15 protein-coding genes are annotated in these 21775 nt (G+C 72.4%); 7 read left to right on the plus strand and 8 right to left on the minus strand.

Annotation, left to right across the window (positions count from 1 at the left end; all coding sequences use genetic code 11):
• Positions 1-85: 85 nt before the first annotated feature.
• Positions 86-928, plus strand: coding sequence for a glutathione S-transferase C-terminal domain-containing protein (locus AC5WRL_RS13265; RefSeq protein WP_496088666.1), 843 nt, complete (start codon positions 86-88; stop codon positions 926-928).
• Here the strand turns inward: AC5WRL_RS13265 and AC5WRL_RS13270 are convergent.
• Positions 919-2739, minus strand: coding sequence for an AMP-dependent synthetase/ligase (locus AC5WRL_RS13270; RefSeq protein ID WP_496088667.1), 1821 nt, complete (start codon positions 2737-2739; stop codon positions 919-921). The two genes, AC5WRL_RS13265 and AC5WRL_RS13270, sit on opposite strands and share 10 nt — an antisense overlap.
• 329 nt (positions 2740-3068) lie before the next feature.
• Here AC5WRL_RS13270 and AC5WRL_RS13275 point away from each other — a divergent pair, with 329 nt between their 5' ends.
• The 3 genes from AC5WRL_RS13275 to AC5WRL_RS13285 are packed head-to-tail and all read left to right on the plus strand — an operon-like array spanning position 3069 to position 8980.
• Complete coding sequence (locus AC5WRL_RS13275) at positions 3069-7538, plus strand: hypothetical protein (RefSeq protein WP_496088668.1); 4470 nt, start codon at positions 3069-3071, stop codon at positions 7536-7538.
• A 52-nt stretch (positions 7539-7590) separates the two neighbouring features.
• Positions 7591-8526, plus strand: coding sequence for a hypothetical protein (locus AC5WRL_RS13280; RefSeq protein ID WP_496088669.1), 936 nt, complete (start codon positions 7591-7593; stop codon positions 8524-8526).
• 22 nt (positions 8527-8548) lie between these two features.
• Entirely contained in the window at positions 8549-8980 is a 432-nt protein-coding gene (locus AC5WRL_RS13285; RefSeq protein WP_496088670.1) for a hypothetical protein, read from the plus strand.
• Between the two features lie 3 nt (positions 8981-8983).
• On the opposite strand, the gene AC5WRL_RS13290 is transcribed toward AC5WRL_RS13285, so the two are convergent.
• From AC5WRL_RS13290 to AC5WRL_RS13305, 4 genes are read right to left on the minus strand one after another with little or no spacing between them, the layout of a single operon-like run.
• Positions 8984-9823, minus strand: a complete 840-nt coding sequence (locus AC5WRL_RS13290) for an energy-coupling factor transporter transmembrane component T family protein (RefSeq protein WP_496088671.1) — start codon at positions 9821-9823, stop codon at positions 8984-8986.
• Complete coding sequence (locus tag AC5WRL_RS13295; protein WP_496088672.1) at positions 9813-11549, minus strand: ABC transporter ATP-binding protein; 1737 nt, start codon at positions 11547-11549, stop codon at positions 9813-9815. The genes AC5WRL_RS13290 and AC5WRL_RS13295 overlap by 11 nt, the downstream gene beginning before the upstream one ends.
• Positions 11546-12463: a DUF8171 family membrane protein gene (locus AC5WRL_RS13300; protein WP_496088673.1), complete on the minus strand. Its 918-nt coding sequence runs from the start codon at positions 12461-12463 to the stop codon at positions 11546-11548. Before AC5WRL_RS13300 ends, AC5WRL_RS13295 begins: the two co-directional genes overlap by 4 nt.
• A 40-nt stretch (positions 12464-12503) precedes the next feature.
• A complete protein-coding gene (locus AC5WRL_RS13305) occupies positions 12504-14129 on the minus strand; it encodes an HAD family hydrolase (protein ID WP_496088674.1) in 1626 nt (541 codons plus the stop codon).
• Positions 14130-14292: 163 nt separating this feature from the next.
• Between AC5WRL_RS13305 and AC5WRL_RS13310 the strand changes: the two genes are divergently transcribed.
• Both AC5WRL_RS13310 and AC5WRL_RS13315 read left to right on the plus strand, forming a co-directional pair.
• A complete protein-coding gene (locus tag AC5WRL_RS13310; protein WP_496088675.1) occupies positions 14293-15357 on the plus strand; it encodes a LacI family DNA-binding transcriptional regulator in 1065 nt (354 codons plus the stop codon).
• Between the two features lie 19 nt (positions 15358-15376).
• Positions 15377-15598, plus strand: coding sequence for a DUF6011 domain-containing protein (locus AC5WRL_RS13315; RefSeq protein WP_496088676.1), 222 nt, complete (start codon positions 15377-15379; stop codon positions 15596-15598).
• On the opposite strand, the gene AC5WRL_RS13320 is transcribed toward AC5WRL_RS13315, so the two are convergent.
• The 3 genes from AC5WRL_RS13320 to AC5WRL_RS13330 form a co-directional block, all read right to left on the minus strand.
• A complete protein-coding gene (locus AC5WRL_RS13320; RefSeq protein ID WP_496088677.1) occupies positions 15574-16395 on the minus strand; it encodes a phytanoyl-CoA dioxygenase family protein in 822 nt (273 codons plus the stop codon). The two genes, AC5WRL_RS13315 and AC5WRL_RS13320, sit on opposite strands and share 25 nt — an antisense overlap.
• An 82-nt stretch (positions 16396-16477) precedes the next feature.
• Positions 16478-17320 carry an RNA methyltransferase gene (locus tag AC5WRL_RS13325; RefSeq protein ID WP_496088678.1) on the minus strand — a complete coding sequence of 281 codons (843 nt, stop codon included), beginning with the start codon at positions 17318-17320 and terminating at the stop codon, positions 16478-16480.
• A 71-nt stretch (positions 17321-17391) separates the two neighbouring features.
• A complete protein-coding gene (locus tag AC5WRL_RS13330; protein ID WP_496088679.1) occupies positions 17392-17802 on the minus strand; it encodes a hypothetical protein in 411 nt (136 codons plus the stop codon).
• A gap of 206 nt (positions 17803-18008) precedes the next feature.
• Between AC5WRL_RS13330 and AC5WRL_RS13335 the strand changes: the two genes are divergently transcribed.
• Positions 18009-21548 carry a DNA polymerase III subunit alpha gene (locus AC5WRL_RS13335; RefSeq protein ID WP_496088680.1) on the plus strand — a complete coding sequence of 1180 codons (3540 nt, stop codon included), beginning with the start codon at positions 18009-18011 and terminating at the stop codon, positions 21546-21548.
• The last annotated feature ends 227 nt before the right edge of the window (positions 21549-21775 follow it).

Raw genomic sequence — 21775 nt, forward strand, 5'->3', positions numbered from 1 at the left:
TTTCACCAGCGGCCCCTCCCCGGGAGTGGCCGCTCCTTCGCATGCCCTCCCACCGTCCCGTGCGCCCCCGCCCCTGAGGAGAGTCATGTCCCACACGCCGCCGGAGTTCCGGGGCCGGATCTTTTCCGACGCCCGCCGTGGCTTCCACGCCGCCCCGCACCGCTACCATCTCCATCTCTCCCTCGCCTGTCCGAGCTGTCTGCGCATCGCCGTCACCCACGCGCTCCTGGGACTTGAGGACAGCGTTCCGCTCACCGAACTCCCCGCCGTGCCCGACGAGAGGGGCGGCGGGTACGCGGCGCTGCGCGGCGCGTACGAGGCCACCCGGCACGGTACGGACGGCCCGGCCGTCGCGCCCGTACTGCGTGACCGCTGGACGGGGCGGATCGTCAGCAACCACGCGCCGCACATCCTGCGCGATCTGGCCACCCACTTCCGCGCCCCGGACGCCCCCGAGCTGTATCCGTGCGGCGCGGACGAGGAGATCGCGGCGCTGGGGGAGCTGTTCGAGACGGGCATCGGCGCCGCCGCCCAGCGGGCCGGCGAGCGGCCGGACGACGCGGCGGCCCGCGACGAACTGCTGGCCGCGCTCGACGTGGTGGAGGAGCGGTTGTCGGCGCCCGGCGGCCCGTATCTGCTGGGGGAGGAGATCACCGCCGCCGACGTCCATCTGTGGGTGACGCTGGTGCAGTTGGACACGGTGCACCGCTGGCACCTGGGCGCGGACACCGTGCGGCGGATCGCCGGGCACCCGTGGCTGTGGGCGTACGCGCGCCGGCTTCTCGTACTGCCCGCGTTCCACGGCCACTTGCGGCCGGCGGACATCCACCGCCGGCACCACGCGCACTGCCGGGGGTCGGAGGCGGCGGGGGCGGCCGTACAGATCATCGACTGGACGGCCGTCGAACCCGCCGGGAGTTATGTGTAGAGGCGGGCGATGTCGCGCGCGTACGCCTTCGCCACCGCCGGGCGCCGCACCTTCAACGAGGGGGTGAGCAGGCCGTTCTCCTCGGTGAACTCGCCCTCGACGATGACGAAGGCGCGGATCGACTCGGCGGGGGAGACGGCGGCGTTGGCGTCGTCGACGGCGCGCTGGAGGTGGGCGCGCAGCGCGGGGTCCTCGCGCAGCCGCGCGAAGGGGAGGTCCGGCGGGTACGGGGGCCGCCGCATCCGCAGCCAGTGCGCGAGGGCCTCCGGGTCCAGGGCGATGAGCGCGGCGATGAACGGCCGGCGGTCGCCGATCACCAGGCACTGGCCGATGGGTGGATGGGTGCGTAGCCGGTCCTCCAGGAGGGCGGGGGAAACGTTCTTGCCGCCGCTGGTGACGATCAGATCCTTCTTGCGGCCGGTGACCGTCAGATAGCCGTCGTCGTCCAGCGCGCCGAGGTCACCGGTGGCCAGCCAGCCGGCCGCCTGCGCCGCGACGACGGTGGGGCCCTTGACGTGGATCTCGCCGTCGGCGGCGATCCTGATGGCCGTGCCGGGCAGCGGCTGCCCGACCGTGCCGGGGCGCGGGCCGAGCGGCGGTACGAGGGTGGCCGCCGCGCAGGTCTCCGTCAGCCCGTACCCCTCGTAGACGGCGATGCCGGCGCCGAGGAAGAAGTGGTTGAGGCGGGCGTCCAGCGGCGCGCCGCCGCTGAGCGCGTACCGTACGTGGCCGCCGAGCGCGGCCCGGATGCGGCGGTAGACGAGCAACTCGTACAGGGCGTGGGCCAGTCGCAGGCCGGGGCGCGGCGGCGGGCCGCCCAGGCCGTGCCGCAGGGTCTGCCGCCCGTAGGCGACGGCGACCCGGTCGGCGCGGTCGAAGGAGGCGGCGCGGCGCAGGCGTTCGGCGGTGGCCCGGGCGGTGGCGTGCACCCGCTCGAAGAGCAGCGGCACGCCGACGAGGAAGGTGGGGCGGAACGCGGCGAGTTCGGGGCGTAGTTCGGCGGGGCGCACGGTGGGGCAGTGGCCGATGACGACGCGCGCCGACAGGCAGGCGAGCTGGATCGTACGGCCCAGGATGTGTGCGAGGGGGAGGAAGAGGAGGGTGCTGGGCGGGCGGCGGCTGACCATGTCGAAGGCGGGCTTGAGGAGTTCGGTGAGATTGCCGGCCTCGGCGAGCAGATTGCGGTGGGTGAGGGCGCAGGGCTTGGGGCGGCCGGTGGTGCCGGAGGTGTAGACGATGGTGGCGGTGGAGTGCGGGGTGAGCGCGCCGCGCCGCCGGTGCACCTCGTCGTCGCTGATGGCGGCGCCGAGGCGGACGAGTTCGTCGAGCCGGCCGGCGTCCAGGTCCTTGTCGGTGATGACCAGTTGGGCGCCGCTGTCCGCCAGGATCCAGGCGGTTTGGTGGGCGGGGGCGGTGGTGTGGAGGGGTACGCTCAGGCCGCCGGCCGCCCAGATGGCGAAGTCGAGGACGGCCCACTCGTACCGGGGGCGCGCCTGGAGCGCGACCCGTCCGCCGGGATCGAGGCCGGCGGCGACCAGCCCCTTGGCGACGGCCAGCACCTGCGCGGCGAAAGCGGCGGCGCTCACCTCCACCCAACGCCCGCCGGTCTTGCGCCGGATGACGGTCGCGGCGGGCGCCTCGGCGGCGTTGACGAAGGGGATGTCGGCGGCGCTGCCCTGCTCGACCGGCGCGACGAGCGGCGCGGTCCGCGCCTCGCACACCCGCCCCGTACCGTCCTCCCGCACCACCTGAACCGCGGGCCCGCCCTGCCCCCGCGCCCGCGCCCGCCTGAGCGTCCGTCCCAGCCCCATCGTGCCCCGCCCGTCCTACCCCAACTCCGGAACAACGCAGGGTAGATCATCGCACCGCTGCCCGGTTGACCGCCCGATGACGCAGCGCGCCTGCCCGGGACGTTGCCCGTACGTCCTTCACCTGCTCGCAGGCGTTGATCAAAGCTCGAAGGGTACGGTTCCGGCCTCGCCGAGGGGACCACCCAGCGGTGCACGCTCACGACCGAGTGCCCGAGAAGGACGAGACACAGCCAGCCAATCAGCGAGGCCCGCGATCCGCCGAACGTGTCGAGGGCCCGCTCAACACCCGTCAGGTCCAGCGATTACAGCGCGGCGCCGGAAACGCCGCCGTGGCGCGACTGCTGTCGGCACAGCGGCCGGGCGCCGCCCGCCCCTCCGGCCAGGGCGCCGGGCCGCTCCCGGGCCCGGCGCCGCCCACCGCATTCGCCGCCGGTCCGGAGGGACAGCCGGAGGCGGTGAGCGGCGGCGCCCCGCCGGACCGGCGGACGGCCGCCCCCGGCCTCGCTCCGGCCGCCGCCCCGGGTGATCCGCCGGAAGGCGGCGCCGGCCCCCGGCCCCCCGGGGCACCGTCCATCAAGAAGGCCGGGGCGGAACAGCAGGCGGCGCGCCGGGTCCGGCCCCAGCAGGCCCCGCCCCCGGCCCCGCTACCCGAGCGACTGCCGGACGGCGCGGCCGCGGCGGCCTCCGCCGCCACGGCCGACCGGCAGGGCGAACTACGGGCCGGCCGGGAGCGGGAGCGGCCCGCGGCGTCGCTCCTCAAGGAACACCGCGCGGTAGTGGCGGCGAACGCGCCAGAACCCTCACCGCACTCCCGCACCGAACCGGCCGACAGACCCAGGCCCGGGACCGGCACCGCGCCCGCCGATGCCCAGCAGCGACAGCAGCAGCCGGGCGGCGGCTCCGCAGAGCCCGGCTTCACCGCACTGGATGTGGCGCCCCTGCTCCCCCCGCTGTGGGGCCAGTCCCCCGAGCAGCACGAGGAGGAGGTGCAGGACTATCAGCAGGGGCTGGCGGCCGACCGGGCGACGGGCGCCGAGAAGGTCGCCGCGTTCTCCGCCGGCCGGCGCGCCAGATCGGCCGAACTGACCGCCCTCGGCTCCCGGCTGACCCAGCAGGTTCGGACCGCCAGAGCGGCGGCGCTGGAACGGATCGGGTCCGCGGAGACATCGGGCACCTCGGCGGTACGGAGCGCGGTGCAGGCCGCGCGGTCAGAGCTGCGGGGGCAGGCGCAGGCCGCCCGGGGCCAGGTGGAGGCCGGATACGCGGCGGCCGTCGCGGCCATGAACACCGCCACCTCGGGCGCCCGTACCGGCATGGAGAGCGGGCTGCGCACCTCCGAACAGGATGTCACCGGCCGGCAGAACGCCCAACTGACCGCGCTCGAACCGCTGTACACCCGCACCGAACAACGGATGCGGGACGCCGCGAGCACGGCGGGAACGCTGGCGGTCGGCGCGGCCGCCGGGCGCGCCGAGCGCTTCCGGGCCGGAAGGATCAACCGGGACGACAGCTTCCTGGACGGCCCGCTGACCGACAACCGGTGCGAGGCACAGGCCGACGCGGCCGTGGCGGTCGGTGAGGCGTACCGGGAAGAACTGCCCAAGGCGGTCGACGACCCCGTCAAGGACCTGCACAAGGGCCGCTCGGACGCCGAGGGCGCGGTGAAGAAGGTCGCCGACGACGTCCGCAAAACCCTCAGGACGGTGCTGACACAGAGCAAGAGCGGACTGTCCGACGCACACACCCAGTCGCTTCAGAGCGCGGCGGCCGCAAGGTCGGGGGCGCTGGAGACGATCAGCCAGGCACTGAGCTCAGCCGAGGCGAGCCTGACCGAGGTGCAGTCCAGCAGGACGGCGGCCATCACGGCGCAGGCCGGGCAGCAGCGTACGGCGGCCGAGGGGAACGCGGCCCGGGCCACCGCCGCGATCGGCAAGGGCGTGGCCTCGGCGCGCAGCGGACTGGACGGCAGCCTGCGGGAGTTCGTACGGATCCTCGGTGAGGACGAGGCGCCCGACCCCGTACAGCTGGAGGAGGCGCTCCAGCAGACGGGCGCGCAGCTCGACGAACGCCTGGAGGAACTGACCCAGGGCCTGCGCACCCAGGCCGGGCAGGCGGCCGGCTCGCTCGCTGCGCTGGCGGAGCAGGCGGCGGGGGCGCTGGCACAGGCGGCCGAGGCGGCGTCGGAGTCGGCCCGGCAGACCGCGTCGTCCACGGGCGAGGGACTGATCAGCACCGCCGCGCAGACGGTCGGCGGGCTGCGGCAGGTGCAGCAGGGCCACGGCGAGGCGGCCCGCTCCATGCAGACCGGGCACCGGGACGCCAACCAGCAGGTGGTGGACGGGCTCGGCACCGCCTACACCACGCTCGCCGGGAACTTCCAGCAGGGGGCGGACTCCCAGGTTCAGGCCGTCGCGGAGGGCCTGAACAAGGCGGCCACCACCGACATCCACCCCACCATCGACAAAGAGGCGAAGGCGGCCTACGACCAGGTCAAGCCGCGCTGGAAGTCGGTCCTCGTCATTCTCATCGTGATCGTCGTCGTGATCGCGCTGACGCTGGTGCTCGGGCCGCTGGTGGTCGGCGCGGTGACGGCGGGGGCGGCGGCCCTGGGGGCGGGGGCCGCGGCGGCGACGATCGGGGTGATCGTCGGCGGCGCGGTGGTCGGGGCGGCGGCGGGGGCCGTGGGGGCCGTGGTCAGCAACGCGCTCAACGGCCAGCCCCTGCTGGACGGGGTGGGGCAGGCGGCCCTGTTCGGGGCGATCGGTGGGGCGATCGGCGGCGGGGTGTCCTCCGCCGTCGCCAGGACCGCCCTGGGAACGGGGGTCCGGGTCACGATCGAAATGGCCGTCGAGGTGGTGGTCGAGGTCGGACTCGGTGTGGCGGACGCCGCCCTCAACGGCACCGATTACACGTGGCAGGACGCGCTGCTGGGGATCGCCACATCGGTGGCGGTGTCCGGCGTGATGGCGCACCCGAGGGTCGAGGCGATGACCGGCCGGGTGTCGACCGCCGTGGAGACCGGCCTGGGCCGGCTCGGCATCAAACTCCCGTCGATGCCCGGCATTTCGCCGGACGGCCCCGGCCGGCCGGAGGTGCCGGCCGCCCCCGGGGCGGGCAAGGTCGACATCCCGGCCCCGGGCGCCGGCGGTGGCCCCCAACCCGGTCGCGGCCCGGACGGCGCCACCTCGTGGGACGCCTCCCGGATGGACCCGACCGGCGGCACGGGAAGCGCGGACGGCCCGGTACGGCCGCGCGACCAGGACGGCATCGAGACCGAACTGCGCACCGCGCTGGGCCCCTTGGGCGACCGGGTGGACGTCACGATCGACCCGAGCCTGCCCGGCCGAACCGTCCGGGTGAAGTACGACCTCGGCGAAGACGGCCTGATCACCAACGTCCGCATGACAGCGGGCCCGTCCGCCACCCCCACCGACATCGGCCTGCACGCCCCCACCGCACGCACGATGCTGCGCTACGGAGGCCTGTCCGGGAAGGTGCGCCAACTCCTGCGCCAGGCGGCCGAATGGGTGGGTGTCCACGGCCCTCCACCGGTCGGCACCCGGGCCTGGGAAGCCCGTCTGGAGTTGCGCAAACTCCCCGACATCATCGCCGACCGCGCCGACGCCTACGCAAAGGCGGACGCCGACCCGGCCCTCCGCGCCGAACTGGAAGCCGAACTCCACTCCCTGACCACCCAGTTCGAAACCCACGCCGCCACCCTGCGCGACTGGAACCTGGACCCGGGCCGCGGCTACGTCGCCGCGGACCGGCCGGAACTGGCGGCGGCCAAGGAGATGCTCCAGAAGTTTCCCGATCTGACCAAGGACTTGCCACCCGGAGGTCATTATCGCCTTGAATCGGACAGTTTGGAGTATCGCGCGGAGGTGGATGGCAATATTAGAGTTGTCAAACGGTGGGACATGAGCGCGGACCCGCCCATAGAAATGGAGATAGGCCAGCGAAAGGAGCCGGAGAAGTTCCCGGAGGGCACCGATCAGGCGACGGCGTTCCAGATCATGATGGACGAGAGCCCCGAGTTCAATGGATACATCAGGGCATTGAAAGAGCTGGGAGTCATCGAGAATGATTCTCAGTTCTATGAACTGATGCCGGAAAATCCGTCGGGAATGTATTACGACCGCGTCAGACACCCGGCAAAAGTTCATTTCAAAAATGACATGATAAAAGCGGTGGTCACCCATCGGCAGCTCATGGATATCAGCGCCATGCTCGGGCCGAAGGACAAGGGGAACCTGGGCGAGGATTGGTACAAGATGCGTGAGCTTTTGCAGAACGGGACCGATTCGCAGAACGGGACCGATGGGAAGGGCGGGGAGAAGAAGGACGGGGAGGACGGGGGTGATGAGAAGAAGATAGTCGAGCAGGTGGTGGTGAAGCCGGACGACGTTCCTGGGATCACCATGAAGCGCGTGATCGACTTCTATTCGAACGAGACCGCGACAATCATCGAGGTCAAGAATATCACTCGCTATGACTCCGATATCCGCCATCAGTTGGTGGATAATCTTCACCTGATCGGCAAAAATGTCCCGGGGCTCAATACCGTTCCCGAAAAAGTTGAGATAGTTTTTCTCGATCCCAGGGGGATGACGGAAAATCTGAGCTGGCTGCGGGGGCTGTTGGACGAATATGCGGATCGGCTGAATGTGCGAGTCTATAATTCGGCGGGAGAAAAATGGCCCGACCCGATCAAGGCCGGCGAACTGGACTTCCGGGACGGCGGCGGAGGAATATTAAATGATACGGCAAGAAAGTTGAGAGAATTTCTGAATCAATGATGGCCGATGGCCCTCATTTTCGTTCGGATCGTCGAACAGAGGAGAGCGAACCATGCTGGGAAGGATCACGATGGCGTTGGAAGGCCCCGATGTGGGTGCCATGGTCAACGCCCTGTGGGAGCGGAGACTCTGGGGGGGCGCCATTCCCCGCAGGGTGAGTGTGGACTCGCTTCCGGTGGACGTCTCGGCCGACTGGTTCGAACGCCACTTTCAGGCGGGGGTCAGGGTCTCGGCATTCTTCGACGCTCGGTCCCAGTCGGACCCGCGGGGTCGGTATTATCTGATTGCGAACCCTCGGAACCGGATCGTCAGGGCATCTTTTGACCTCAAGGGTGATCCCCGGAAGGTGCTCGAACTGCTGAGCGAGCTACCCTTTGCTGTGGCGTCGTTCGAGGCCCGGGACGAGAAATGGGCCATGGGCGAACCGCCCTTCACCGGGATTCCCAGCTTCGGCGGATTTCATTTCAGGCACGGATGGGCCTGCTCCTTCAAAGGTGAAGGCCACCGTCGTCTGGTGTCCCGACGGTGGTTGGAAAACGGTCCGTGGCGCGTCCTGAGCGGGGCGAACGACACCACGCTGGTGCAGTTCCACGACCTGGACCTCGACACGGAAATAGCATATGCCCAGGCTCGGCCCGGGCACCGGCTCATGGGCATCACCGATGAGGGCGGTTACATTCAGACGGAATACGTCTACCGGGGCGAGATTCCAGGTCTGTACCGGTCGGACAGCCGCACATTCGAAGTGGTTGTGAGCGGGCGGAACGTCTCTCCGAGAGAAATGCTGGATGCCTCCGCAGTGCGTTACTATCAGGCACTCGGCCCGCAACGGCCCATCGAGAACGTTGCCTTTGTCTTCATCGACCCCGACGATGCGATGGCTCATCTCCCCATCCTCTGGCGCTACGGGCTGGAGTGCTGGACCATCATCGACGAGGTCAAGACCCGGCTGGACAACGCGTCTCCGCCCGAGGGAGTTGGCGGCTGATATGGCATCCGACCGTACTGACGTGTCGACCCGTTTTCTCAACTCCCTGCGAGCACTGGCAGTCTCCGCCACCGCTCAAGGGCGTGATGCTCAGCGCCTCAGGGAGGAGGCTGCCGCGGCCATCGACCGCTGGGCCGATGGGAGCGGCAGCGCGGGCACCGGCGCCGGCGCCGGGGCCGATCTCTCGGACATCCTGCGGGGCATCACGGCCGAGGACCGGGCGTTGCTTCTGGAAGGGCTGCGGGTGATCGAGGAGTGGGTGCGGGAGCCAGGGGAGGGGAGTGGGAGGCGGGTTGATGAGGTCATCGGGCGGATGCGGCGGGAGTTGGGGCCGCTGATGGTGGGGGACCGGGCGGCCGCGGCGGCGGCCGATCGGGAGCGGTTGCGGGCCACGGTGCGCGGCTCGATCGCTCAGCGGCTGAGCGAGGCGCGGTCCCGGCAGCAGGAGGAATAGCGGCTACTGGTTCAGGGTGCCGGCGTGCAGGGGCCAGTGGGTGCCGGCCCAGAAGGCGGCCGTGATCGCCAGGACCGTGATCGCGATCAGTGCGGCGTCCCAGCGGTCGGCGCGCAGGTGGGCCAGTCTGATGCGGCGGCCGTCCTTGTGTTCCATCGCGTAGGTGAAGCCCTTGGTCTCCAGCGCCTCCACCGTCGTACGGGTGCGTTTGGCCGTGTTCAGCATCAGGGGATAGAACGCCGCCACCACGGTCCGGCCGGTGTGGAGTGCGATTCGCCAGCCCAGCAGGCCCTTGGACGGCAGTGGTGCCGAGCGCAGGCGGTGGCCGTCCACGATGGTGTGGAACTCGTCCATCAGGATCGGCAGCATCCGGTAGCCGTAGCTCACCCCGAAGCTGAGCAGGGGCGGCGCGTGCAGGCTCAGCAGGGCGTCGGAGAGCTTCTCCGGGTCGAGCGAGACGAACGCCGCCATGCTGGCCAGGCTGATCGTGCCCAGTTTCAGGGTCAGTTCGGCCAGCGCCAGCACCGTGGCGAGGCCGCCGCCGAAGAACGAGGCCGCGATCAGCAGGTACACCGCCTCCAGCACGAAGCCGATCACGAACAGGCCCAGCACCAGCGGCCCCACCCTGCTCAGCGCCACCGCGACGGTGGCCAGCGTGAACAGGCCGATCAGTACGGTGAGGTTGTGCGTGAACCACGGCACCACCGCGAAGATCAGATACCAGCCGATGACCACCCGCGGATCGCGCCGGGACAGCAGGCCGCCCCGGGTGGCGTACGCGGTACGCACCAGTTCCAGCTTGATCCACTCGACGGAGAGCCGATCGCGTTCCTTACGGGCCATCGGGGCTCGTCCTTTCCAGCCGGGCGAGGAGTTCGGGGACCGACAGCGGCGGGGGCGACATGCCCAGGCCGGCGCCGAGTTGGGTGATCTGCGGCGGCACCAGATGGATCAGCTTCAGCAGCTCCGGGTCGGCGAAGAGCGCTGCCGGACCGGTGTCGGCGACGATCCGGCCGCCGTCCAGGACCAGCACCCGGTCCGCCCATTCGGCCACCAGATGCATGTCGTGGGTGGCCACCACCGTGCACTCGATGGTGTCGGCCAGCGCCGCCAGCATCGCGATCACCGCGTCCCGGCTGCCGATGTCCAGGCTGGAGGTCGGCTCGTCGAGCAGCAGCAGGGAGGGGCGGGTCGCCAGCCCGATGGCCAGGGTCGCGCGGCGCTGCTGGCCGCCCGACAGCATCCGGCCGTCCCGGTCGGCGAGTTCGGTCAGCCGCATCCGCTCCAGGACGGTTTCGACCAGCTCCTCGGTGTCCGGCAGCCGGCGTTCGCCGGGGAACATCGCCACGTCATCGCGCACCGTGTCCTTCAAGAACATCTGTTCGGGGCGCTGGTAGAGGTAGCACACCCGGTCCGCGAGCTGCGCCGGGCCGGTTGTACGGGTGTCGGTGCCGCCGACCAGCACCGTACCCTCGCGGGGCACCCGGACCCCCGTCAGCAGCCGCAGCAAGGTGGACTTCCCGGCGCCGTTGCCGCCCACCAGCGCGACGCGCTCGCCCCGGCGCAGCGTCACCGACACCCCGTCGAGCACCACGGTCAGGTCGCCGCGTACATCGCGGTAGCCGTGGGTGACCGTGCGCAGTTCCGCCACCGGGGGCTCCGATCCGGGCGCGGGCGGTGGTGGGGCGGGCCGGCCCTTGTCCGGTCGCTGCTCCTGTTCCCGTTCCTGGATCCGTCCCGCGAGCCGGGTCACCGCTTCCGGGACCGTCAGGGGGATCGGGCCCGGCTCGCCCAAGGACTGGAAGGCCCGGACGATCTGCGGGGCCGGAATGCCGTGCGCGTCCAGTTCGGTGGTACGGCCCAGCGCCTGACGGGTCGGCAGATGCCACACCGGGGCGCCGTCCGCCATCAGGATCACCGATTTGGCGAACCGGGCGACATACTCGGCGTGATGCTCGATGACGATGACCGTCGTGCCCTGCCGCGCGTTGAGTTCGGCGAGGCGTTCGTAAATCCCCGCCGCCCGGGACGGGTCGAGTTCGGCGACCGGCTCGTCCACGATGATCACCTCGGGGCGCAGCGCCATCACACTGGCCAGCGCCACCAGATGCTGCTGGCCGCCCGACAACTGCCACACGAAGCGGTCCGCCAGGGCGGAGATGCCCAGCATCTCCATCGCCTCGTCGGTACGTTCCCGGTGATCGGCATGGCCGAAGTTGACCGGCGCGAACGAGATCTCGTCCCGCACCGTGGGCCGCACCAGCTGATTGCCGAAGTCCTGGTAGACGTAGCCGACCAGATGCGACAGCGCGGCCACCGACAACTCGGCGGTGTCCCGGCCCAGCACCCGTACCGATCCGGTGAACTCCCCCGACCAGTAGTGCGGTACCAGCCCGTTGAAGGTCTTGCACAATGTGGTCTTGCCGGACCCGTTGCCGCCGATCACCGCCACGAAGTCGCCGCGCTCGATCCGCAGATCCACCCCGCGCAGACTGTCCGCCGGGGCGCCGGGGTAACGGAACCCGAGCCCCGCCACCTCGATCGCCGGCGTCGGCGCAGGCGCCGTCACGAGGACCGCTCCTGACCGGCCCGGGCGCGCCGGGAACGGACCAGCGCCCGGGCGGCGATCACCACACCCGCCAGCGCGATCAGCGCCGCCGCCACCCCGATCCACAGGAACCGCTGCCCGTACTGATCGATGAACCCGGGCTCCCACACCCCGAAGTTGTCCACGATCTCCGAGGTGAAGGCCGCGATCGTCGCCACGAAGGCGAGGAACACCGCCAGCAGCAGGAACCGCGCGGAGCCGCGCTCCGACAGCGGGATCGGGCGGTCCGGGGTACGCGGCGCCAGGCCCAGCAGCGGCTCGATCTTGCCGTGCAGCCGGGGCGCCAGCGCCATCGCGGGCAGCGCGCCGAAGAGGATGCCGCTGATGACGAAGTCGGTGCTGAAACCGATGCCTTCGAGCACCAGGATCGATTCGGGCAGCCCGTCCACGTACTCCGCGTCGGCGACCCCGACCAGCACCTTCCCGATGTCCACGATGGCCGACAGCATCTTGTCGACGCACACGGTGACGGCGGCGGCCAGGAAGATCTGTGGGCGGCGGCGCGGGTCACGCACCAGGCAGCCGGCGATGTACAGGCCCAGGAACATCTGGAGGTACCCCTCCAGCTCCCCGATGCCGGAGAAGTCACCCATCAGCAGGTCGACGAACACGATCTCGCCGAGCGGGGCGCCGAGCGCCGCGTACCACGGGCTGAACAGCGAGACCATGACGACGGGCACGAACGCCAGGTAGGAGACGGACAGTTCGACCGGGCCTATCGCGATCTCCGGCAGCACCTCGGTGACGATGTTGGCGAGGCCGAAGAGGGTCATCGACAGGACGAAGACCATCAGGTTCTGGCTGTTGGACAGTTCACGGGAACGGGGTCTGGGGGGTGTGGTGGCGGGGTTCTTGGTGGTGGATGTCTGGGACATCGAGCTGCCCTTCCGGAGCGGGGTGGCGGGGTGGCGGGGTTCAGGGGGTCCACAGGGTGAGCAGGTCGGACAACTCGCCGATCACATGGGTGGGGCGCTCCTCGGCGGGGCCGGCCAGCGCCGCCTCGATCCCGGCGTCGTCCGTGGACCCGCCGCGTACGATCACCGTCGCGCCGATGCCGGCCCGCCGGCCGGCGGCCACATCGCGCCCGGGCTTGTCGCCCACGAACCAGCAGCCGGCCGGGTCCACGTCCAGCGCGGCCAGCGCCGCGCGTACCGTGGCCGGATCGGGCTTGCGGCGGCCGAGTTCGTCCGAGTAGACGTGGGCACCGATCCGCGCGCCGATGCCGAACCGGTCGTGCTCCTCGCGCACCGACCGCCCGCACACCGTGTTCGACACGATCGCGACCGGGATGGCGTGTTCGGCGCAGAACGCCAGCACCTCGGGGACACCCGTACGCATCCGGGCGTGGCTCTTGGCCCGCGCGTACTCCAGGGTCAGCTCGGCCGCCTCGGCGTGCAGCAGCGACTTCACCTGCGGCGACCAGTCGCGGCCGATCAGCTCGCACCACAGCTCGCCCGGGGTGATCTCCGGTACGGCGGCGGCGGAGGTGTGGCTCTTCTTCCACTCCCGGTACCGGGCCCGGCCGGTGGTGATCGCCGACAGCGCCTCTTCGGCGCCGATGCCGTGCCCGGCGCGCTCCAGGCGGGCGGCCAGCCGGACGGCGAACTCGCGCAGTGCGTCGGGGGTGGCGGTGGAGGTGGCGATCACTCCGCCGTTGTCCAGCAGCAGCGCTTCGGGGAGGGGGTGGTGAGGGGTCTTGGTCCGTGCCGGCGGCATGGACCCTCGTACGGTCCGCCGCTCCGGGGGTGCCGGGGCGGCGGCAGCGGCGCGCAGTGCCGGGATCAGGCCCTCGGGGGTGTCGAAGACCGCGTCGGCGGTGACCGTCACAGGGTAGGGCGGGGTGTCGGTGTGATGGTGCCGGGTCAGCAGCACCGCCGCGACGCCGGCCCGGCGTCCAGCGACCACGTCGCGGTCCTGGGTGTCGCCGACGTACCAGCAGCGTTCCGGCTCGGTGTCCAGGGCGCGGGCGGCCAGCGCGATGATCCCGGGGTGCGGCTTGCGGATGCCGACCTCGTCGGAGTAGACCTGCACCCCGAAGTACGTGTCGAGCCCGGCCGCGCGCAGCAGGGTGCGGTGCGAGCGCCCCGAGTGGGCGTTGGAGACCATGCCGACCCGTACGCCCAGCTCCCGCGCGGTGCGCAGCAGTTCGGGGATGCCGGGGCGCACCTCGTGCTCGGAGAGCAGCGGCGACATCTCCGCCAGCAGCCGGCCGGCGCTGCCCGCCAGCACCTCGCGGATGGGGGCGGGCAGATCCGAGGCGAGGAAGTCCGTCCAGATGGTGCGGTGGTCGAGTTCGCCGGGGGTCAGCCGGCGCCCCGCCGCGTTCTTCCAGTCCTTGAGCGCGGCGAGTCCGGCGTTGAGCGAGGCGAGCAGCGTGGCCTCGGGCACGTCGTGCCCGGCGCGCGCCAGGACCGCGCGCAGCTGCCGGGCGACGTCGGTGCGGCCCTCGGGGCGTTTGCGGGTCTGGAACACCACGCCGCCGAAGTCGAGGAGCAGCGCCTCGGGCCGGTGGCGCAGTGCGGGGGTGACAGGGGTGTCCAAGGTGGTCCTCGCTCGGTCGGAAGCATCGTCCGCCGAGGACGCTAAGGACGGGGAGGGGTGGTGGAGGGGCGGCGGAGTGAACCGTGGGAGAACGGGCCTGGAACGTTCCAGATTCCCATCGTCCGTACGCCCGGCGGCCGGTGCGGAGCGGCACAATGACGGGGTGGAAGGATCGAACACACCGCCCGCACCGGGCCCCCACCGCCCCCACCGCCTCAAGCGCCCCACGATCGTGGACATCGCGGCGGCGGCCGGCGTCTCCAAGTCCCTGGTGTCGGTGGCACTGCGCGGCGACGAGGGGGTCAGCGACGCCACCCGGGCCCGGATACTGACCGTGGCGGAGGAGCTGGGCTACCGCTCCAACACCCTGGCCCGTGGCCTGGTCCAGGGCCGCACCATGCTGCTCGGCGTGCTGCTCACCGACCTGGCCAACCCGTACCACACCGAGGTGGTCGCGGCCGTCGAGGAGACCGCCGACGCCCACGGCTTCACCATCCTGCTGGCGCACGGCCGCCGGGACCGGCGCCGGCTGGAGCGGCAGCTGGATGTGCTGCTCGGGCTCAACGTCGACGGGGTGGTGGTGATCAGCTCCTGGCCGGCGGCGGCAGCGCTGGCCGGCGCCGCCCGCCGCGCCCCCGTGGTGATGGTGGGGCGTCCGCCGGAGGTGCCGGCGGGGGTGGACACCGTGGCGAACGACGACGGCGCGGGCGCGGCGGCGGCCGTAGGCCATCTCGCGGAGCTGGGCCACCGGCGGATCGCGCATCTGGCCGGCAGTTCGCGGCCCGCCTCCCGGGCCCGGCGCGCGGGCTATCTGGCGGCCATGCGCCGCCTGGGACTGGCCGCTTACGCCGAGGTGTTCGACATCGGGGACGACACGGCGCGGCGGGCCGCGGAAGCCGGCCGGCTGCTCGACAGCGGTGGCCACGGCGGCGCGCCCACCGCCGTGTTCGCCGTCAACGACCTGGCGGCCCTTGAGGTGCTGGACCAGGCCCACGCGCGGGAGATGCCCGTCCCCGGACGGCTGTCCGTGGTCGGCTACGACAACACGGCCCTCGCCGAGACCGTCCGGCCCCGGCTCACCAGCGTGGACCAGCCGCGTACGGTGATGGGCCGGCTCGCGGTCGAGCTGCTGCTGGAGCGGCTGGGCGGCACCCGGAGCACCGACCGGCACGAGGTGCTGACCCCCAGCCTGACCATCCGCGACTCCACCGCCCCGCCGCCCCGGTGAGGAGTGGTAGACCTGTCGCATGTCCTCCAGCGATGATCTGCGGCTGCCCGGGATGGGCGCCGGTGCCGGTGCCGGTGGGGACCGGCCCCCCGTCTTCTGCCGCCTGTGCGGGCGGCCCCTCACCGGGCGTGAGGCCCGTACGTGGGGGCTGGGGCCGGAGTGCCGCGAGAAGCTGAGGCTTCGGCGGGCGCCCCGGCCCCCGGTGGGGGAGGTGGATCAGGACACGCTGCCCGGGGTGTGACCGCTCAGCCCGAGCCGGACGGCGCGTTCGACGGGGGAGTACGCGTCGTCCCCGCCGTCGCGGTCAAGGGTGAGCGGGCCGGTCGGCTCCAGGGGCGGCTGGGCCATGAACCGGGGGGCGGTGCCGCGATGGGACTGGCCGGAGTGGATCAGGAACGGGTGGCAGAGGTACACATCGCCGGCCCGTCCGGTGGCCAGCGCCTCCGGCCGGTCGGGGGCGTCGAGCCGGCCGGCGGCGTCCATGGCCCGGCAGAGGGTGAAGAACTCGACCCCGCGTTCACCGGCGGACTCCAGGAACGGCGGGACGTCCAGGTGCGAGCCCACCTTGATCCGGGTCGGGGCGTGATCGGCGTCGATGTCGGAGAACAGGAACAGCATCAGCAGCGCCCGGCCACGGGAACGGAGATTGACCCAGTACCCGCTCTCCCCCTCGGGGGCGTACCCGCCGGCGTCCAGGTGCCACCCGGTGTCACCGGGATCGTCGGGGTGCGGGAACCGGACCGGAAAGGTGCCCAGGCCGGCGCGCGGCAGCCATCGGCCCGCGCCGACCAGTTGGTCGAAGGCCGCGTGCAGACGCGGGGTGGTGGCCGCCCGTACGAACGGCTCCGTCGCGTACCCGCCGAGCCGGATGACCGGTTCGGTCCAGGTTTCGGGGGCGTCCGGGTCGAGCCCCGTCTCGCGCCACAGGAATGCCCGGCACTCCTCGGCCACCGAGCGGGGGAACGCCTCGGGGAGGTGGACGAAGCCGTCGGTGACGAACCGCTCGATCTGGTCCGCTGTCAGCACGTTCTGTCGCATGCCCGCGATTCTCAGCGGCCGGGGAGAGGCGGACAACCGATTTCGGCCCGGGCCCAGGCCCGGGCCCGGGCGCCGGCCAGCGTCAGCGCGGGGTGTGCGGTGCGTGGTTCCGGGCGGCGATGCGCTGGCGGGCGGCCTCGTACAGGACCACGGTCGTGGCGTTGGCCGCGTTCAGGGAACTCGCCGCGCCGGTCATCGGGATGCGCACCGTGTGGTCGCACAGCTCGCGCCAGACGGTGCTGAGCCCGGTGGTCTCGTTGCCGACCAGCAGCAGGAGCGGCTGGGTGAAGTCGAAGTCGAAGATCTCGCGGTCGCCGTGCTCGTCCGTCCCCACCAGCGCGACCGGTTGCCCGGCGGCGCGCCGGCCGGCGAGCCAGTCGGTCACCTCGCGGGGCGACGGCACCCGGACGGCGGGCAGGGCGAACAGCGAACCGGTGCTGGCCCGGACCGACTTGGGGTCGTAGACGTCGGCGGCGTGCCCGGTCACGATCAGGCCGTGCGCGCCCAGGGCGTCGGCGGAGCGGATGATGCTCCCGATGTTTCCCGGGCTGGTCGGCCGGTCGAACAGCACCCCGAGGAAGTCGTCCCCGGCCGGGACGCGGTCGAGGTCGTCGGCCGGCATGCCCACCACGGCGATCATCTCGGGGGCGGACTCGTTCTTCTCGCCCAGCTCCGCCAGCAGCTCCGGGGCCATGGCGAACTGCTCGGTCCGTACGCTCCCCAGCAGTTCCCGCGCCCACCGGGACAGGCTCCGGCTCCCGTCGAAGATCAGCGCCCGCACCGGCCAGCCGTACTCCACCGCGAGCGAGATGGGCCGTACGCCCTGCACCAGGAACTCACCCGCCCGCTGGCGCTTGCCGCGATTGGTGAGCAGCGCCTGCCACTGCTGGAACCGGGCGTTGCGAGAGGTGATCCGCTGGGGCACTGGTGCCTGTCTCCCAAGGTGTGATGCGTCCGGTGACGCACCGGCGCGGGACGCAGATTACCTGGTGGGGGCTATGCCAGTACCAGCCAGCCCAGCAGGGCGATCAGCGCCGCCAGGAACAGCACCAGGCCGATCGCCACCGGGGCGCCTCCGCCGCCCCGGCCGCCGCCACCTCCGCCGCCCCGGTTCGTCCGGCGCGCGGCCCGGGCGTAGTCGCGGTCGCGGTCGGCGTCGCGGCGGGACGCGCGGTCCAGGCGGCGTTCGCGTTCGTCCTCCCGGCGGCGTTCGCGGTCCAGCTCGCGGTCCAGGGAGCGGTCCGCGCGGCGCTCCTGCTCGCGGTCCCACCGCCGGTCGCGGTCCAGATCACGGCGGAGTTCGCGGTCCCGCCGCTGGTCCCGTTCGTGCTCGCGCCGCTCCCGGGCCGCCCGTGAGTGGTTGTCGTCGTTACGCCGGTTGTTTCCGCTCCCGCGCCCCCGCGCCATGCGATGGCCTCCCTTTTCCGTGTCCGCGTCCGTGTCCGCGGTCGTGTGCTTCCACGGTCGCTGGATTCCCCACCCCGTTACAAGAGTTGTTTTCGGACAGGGGCCCGACCCCGATTGCCCGTCTGAGCTGCCGCTTCGCGCAAATCGTACTCATGTTCGATGTCTGGTTTATGGTGGACCGGACGGGCAGACAGGAGGTGCGGAGAATGGCGACGAACGGCAGCGGCGGCTTCACCCAGCTGCGCGTCGTGTCCGGGTTCTCCGCCCGGTACGGGGCCTCCCATCCCGAACAGCTCGCCGAGCGCGCCGCCGAGCGCGGCATGGACGCCCTCGCCCTCACCGACCGGGACACCCTGGCCGGCGCCGTACGGTTCTCCAAAGCCTGCGGCCGGGCCGGGGTACGAGCGCTGTACGGCGTCGACCTGGCCGTCGTTCACCCGGACGCCGCCACCGCCGCCACCGCCACCGCTGCCGCCGCCCACGCGACGCCCGCCCGCCGCCGTACCCCCGTCCGGGGCGGCGCCTTCACCGACGAATCCACGCCCCGCGCCCTCTTCCTCGCCCGGGACGGCGCCGTCGGCTGGGCCCAGCTGTGCCGGCTCGTCACCGCCGCCCACGCCCAGGACCCCAAGCGGCCCTTCCTGCGCTGGGCCGACCTGACCGGGGCGGCGGCCGGCGACGGGCTGTTCGCCCTCCTCGGCGCCGACTCCGAGCCCGCCCGCGCCCTCGCCGCAGGCCGCCCCGACCGCGCCGCCCGCCTCCTCGCCCCCTGGCGGGACCGGTTCGGCACCGCGTCCCTCCGGCTCGAAGTCGACGCCTCGGGACCCACCCGGAACGCCGCCCGGGCGCTCGGCTTCGCCCTCGACCAGGGCATCGTCCCCGTCCTCAGCAACGCCGTCCGCTACGCCGACCCCGGCCAGGGCCCGGTCGCCGACGTCCTGGACTCCGCCCGCCGCCTGGTCCCCATCGACCCGCGCGGCGCCGGCCGCGACAACGGCGAACACTGGCTCAAGCCCCCGAACGCCATGGCCGACGCCGCCACCCGCATCGCCGAGGCCGCCGGCCTGCGCCGCGACGCCGCCCACCGGCTCCTCCAGCACACCGCCGACACCGCCGCCGCCTGCCGCGTCGACCCCGAGGACGACCTCGGCATCGGCTCCGTCCACTTCCCCGAACCCCACCTCGTCGGCGCCCACGCCCGCACCGCCGACCGCGTACTGCGCTCCCGCTGCGCCGCCGGCATGGTCATCCGCCGCCACGACCGGGACCGGACCCGCTGGGAACGCCTCGACCAGGAGCTGGCCATCATCGGCCGGCTCGGCTTCGCCTCCTACTTCCTCACCGTCGCCCAGGTCGTCGACGACATCCGCGACCTCGGCATCCGCGCCACCGCCCGCGGCTCCGGCGCCGGCTCCCTCGTCAACCACCTCCTGGGCATCTCCCTCGCCGACCCCGTCGAACACGGCCTGCTCATGGAACGCTTCCTCTCCACCCGCCGCGCCGTCCTCCCCGACATCGACATCGACGTCGAATCCGCCCGCCGCCTCGACGCCTACCGCGCCATCTTCGACCGCTTCGGCGAGGAGCGGGTGGCGACCGTCGCCATGCCCGAGACCTACCGGGTCCGGCACGCCATCCGCGACACCGGGCTGGCGCTCGGCATGGACCCGGCGGAGGTCGACCGGCTCGCCAAAGCCTTCCCGCACATCCGCGCCGGCGACGCCCGGGCCGCCCTCGCCGAGCTGCCCGAACTGCGCGGCATCGCCGCCGAGAAGCACGACCCGCGGCTGTGGGAGCTGGTGGAGGCCCTGGACGCCCTGCCGCGCGGCGTCGCCATGCACCCGTGCGGGGTGCTGCTCTCCGACCGCTCGCTGCGCGCCCGTACCCCCGTCGTCCCCACCAGCGGCGAGGGCTTCGCCATGTCGCAGTTCGACAAGGAGGACGTGGAGGACATGGGGCTGCTCAAGCTGGATGTGCTGGGGGTACGGATGCAGTCCGCCATGGCGTACGCGCTCACCGAGATCGAACGCGCCACCGGCGAACACGTCGACCTCGACGGCGCCGTCACCCAGGGCCCGCCGGACCCGGCCACGTACGAACTCATCCGCTCCGCCGAGACGCTCGGCTGCTTCCAGATCGAATCCCCCGGCCAGCGCGATCTGATCGGGCGGCTCCAGCCGAGCACCTTCCACGACCTGGTGGTGGACATCTCCCTCTTCCGGCCGGGGCCGGTCGCCGCCGACATGGTGCGGCCGTTCATCGCCGCCCGGCACGGGCGGCGGCCGGTGCGCTACCCGCACCGCGACCTGGAGCCGGTGTTGCGCGAGACGTACGGGGTGGTGGTCTTCCACGAGCAGATCATCGGCGTGCTGAGTGTCATGACCGGGTGCGACCGCGGCATGGCGGACGAGGGGCGGCGCGCGCTGTCCGACCCGCGGCGGCAGGGGCGGGTACGGGCGTGGTTCGCGCAGGAGGCCCGCAAACGGGGGTACGGGGCAGAGGTGATCGCCCGCACCTGGGAGATCGTGGAGGCGTTCGGCAGCTACGGCTTCTGCAAGGCGCACGCGGTGGCCTTCGCGGTGCCCACGTACCAGTCGGCGTGGCTGAAGACCCACCATCCGGCGGCTTTCTACGCCGGGCTGCTGGAGCACGATCCGGGGATGTACCCGAAGCGGCTGCTGCTGGCGGACGCGCGGCGGCGCGGGGTGCCGATCCTGCCGCTGGATGTGAACCGGTCGGACGCCGGCTATCGAATCGAACTGGAGTCCGAATCAGGTCGGTTGGGGGTGCGGCTCGCGCTGAGCGAGGTGCAGGGCATCACCGAGGCGGAGGCGGTACGGATCGCGGCGGGCCGGCCGTACGCCTCGCTGAGCGACCTGTACGTACGGGCCCGGCCCGCCAGGCCCACCGCCGAACGGCTCGCCCGCACCGGAGCGCTGGACGCCTTCGGCGCCGGGCGCCGCGATCTGCTGCTGCACATCGCCGAACTCCACCGGTCCCAGCAGGGCCGTACGGGCCGGGGAGGAGCGGAAGGCGCGCGGCAACTGCCCCTGGCCGACGCGGCGCGCACCGCTCCGGCCGGACTGCCGGACCTGGACGCGGAGGAGCGGTTGGAAGCCGAACTGGGGGTGCTGGGGATGGACGCCTCCGGGCATCTGATGGCAGCCCACCAGGACTTCCTGCGGGAGCTGGGGGTGACGGCGGCGCGGGAACTGCGGGACGCCGAACACGGCGCCACGGTGCTGGTCGCCGGCGCCAAGGCCGCCACCCAGACGCCGCCGATCCGGTCCGGCAAGCGGGTCATCTTCACCACGCTCGACGACCTGACCGGGCTGGTGGACCTGGCCTTCTTCGACGACAGCCACGAGGCGTGCGCGCACACCGTCTTCCACTCGTGGCTGCTGCTGGTACGCGGCACGGTCCAGCGGCGCGGGCCGCGCAGCCTGAGCGTGGTGGGGGAAGCAGCCTGGGACCTCGCCGAACTGGCCGGCCTGCGCCGCACCGGCGGTCTGGAGGCGGTGGCGGAACGCCTCGCCCTGCGACCAGCGACGGCTACGGCTACGGCTACGGCGACGGCGACGGCGACGCCGGCCGGAGAACCGGCGGGCGGTGGGGGCCGGACGATCCGGCTGGAGAACGGCTACGAACTCCATCCCTGGGCCGACCTGCGCCCCGCCGGGGACGGCTCCGGCTCCGGCGCCGCACCCCGCAAACTGTGGCACGCCAGCCCGGGCAGCGCCGGATGACCCCAACCGAACCCCACATCAAGCGCCACAAGGGCGCCACCCCCGGCCCACGGCGGCGCGGCCGACCGGCGGCGGTGCGGGGTTCCACGCTGCCCGCCGCCACCCTGGGCGGCGAGGCCGCGGCCGGCTTCGCCGGGCGGGACGAGCCGGTGGCGGGCGGTGGCGGCAACAAACCGGAGCCCGGCCCCGGTTCTGCCGCTGCCGGCCCCGCCGAACACACCCCGCCC

The sequence above is a fragment of the Streptomyces sp. NTD107 genome, from assembly GCF_059510435.1.

Bases quoted from the DNA above. Each gene is read 5' to 3' on its own strand.
- AC5WRL_RS13265 (WP_496088666.1), top strand. From the start codon at position 86: ATGTCCCACACGCCGCCGGAGTTCCGGGGCCGGATCTTTTCCGACGCC.
- AC5WRL_RS13270 (WP_496088667.1), bottom strand. From the start codon at position 2,739: ATGGGGCTGGGACGGACGCTCAGGCGGGCGCGGGCGCGGGGGCAGGGC.
- AC5WRL_RS13280 (WP_496088669.1), top strand. From the start codon at position 7,591: ATGCTGGGAAGGATCACGATGGCGTTGGAAGGCCCCGATGTGGGTGCC.
- AC5WRL_RS13290 (WP_496088671.1), bottom strand. From the start codon at position 9,823: ATGGCCCGTAAGGAACGCGATCGGCTCTCCGTCGAGTGGATCAAGCTG.
- AC5WRL_RS13300 (WP_496088673.1), bottom strand. From the start codon at position 12,463: ATGTCCCAGACATCCACCACCAAGAACCCCGCCACCACACCCCCCAGA.
- AC5WRL_RS13315 (WP_496088676.1), top strand. From the start codon at position 15,377: ATGTCCTCCAGCGATGATCTGCGGCTGCCCGGGATGGGCGCCGGTGCC.
- AC5WRL_RS13320 (WP_496088677.1), bottom strand. From the start codon at position 16,395: ATGCGACAGAACGTGCTGACAGCGGACCAGATCGAGCGGTTCGTCACC.
- AC5WRL_RS13330 (WP_496088679.1), bottom strand. From the start codon at position 17,802: ATGGCGCGGGGGCGCGGGAGCGGAAACAACCGGCGTAACGACGACAAC.
- AC5WRL_RS13335 (WP_496088680.1), top strand. From the start codon at position 18,009: ATGGCGACGAACGGCAGCGGCGGCTTCACCCAGCTGCGCGTCGTGTCC.